Source organism: Cognatundibacterium crateris, assembly GCF_010078235.1.
Taxonomy (GTDB): Bacteria; Pseudomonadota; Gammaproteobacteria; order Burkholderiales; family Burkholderiaceae_D; genus Undibacterium; species Undibacterium crateris.
The window spans coordinates 1-535 of the sequence record NZ_JAABOS010000039.1; the positions used below are offsets into that span (position 1 = coordinate 1).

The following is a 535-nucleotide window of genomic DNA, read 5'->3' on the forward strand; positions in this document are numbered from 1 at the left end:
TGTAAACCTCCCCCAATCAGTGCCAGGTATTACTAGAGTTTTGAGGTTGATGAAACAATCGGTATTCAACAGGTGTCATCCCGTTGAGTGAATCATGTGGACATTGCTCGTTGTAATCGTTCATCCACAATTCTGTTCGTTCTTTGACCTCCTGTAAGTTCTTAAAAACATACATATCTAACACCCCTTGGCGGTAGCTGCGGTTGAAGCGTTCAATAAAACCATTTTGCATCGGTCTGCCTGGTTCGATAAACTCCAGATGAACATCATGCTTTTGCGCCCAATCAGCTAAGGTTGCTGAAATAAATTCAGGTCCATTGTCCATTCTGATCTGCGCCGGAAAGCCACGCCAGGCAACGATCCTCTCAAGCACCCGGATCACTCGGGACGAGGGCAAATTTAAATCAACTTCAATCGCCAGTACTTCCCGATTAAAATCATCGACGACATTGAAAGTTCGAAAGCGCCTGCCACACCATAAAGCATCACTCATAAAATCAATTGACCAACTCTTGTTGATTTCCCCGGGTACTGC

Annotated in this window: 1 protein-coding gene; it reads right to left on the reverse strand. The window is 45.0% G+C overall.

Annotated elements, in window-relative coordinates:
- Positions 1-16: 16 nt before the first annotated feature.
- The coding region (locus EYB48_RS19010) for an integrase core domain-containing protein (protein WP_202927845.1) at positions 17-535 on the reverse strand (519 nt) is incomplete at its 5' end.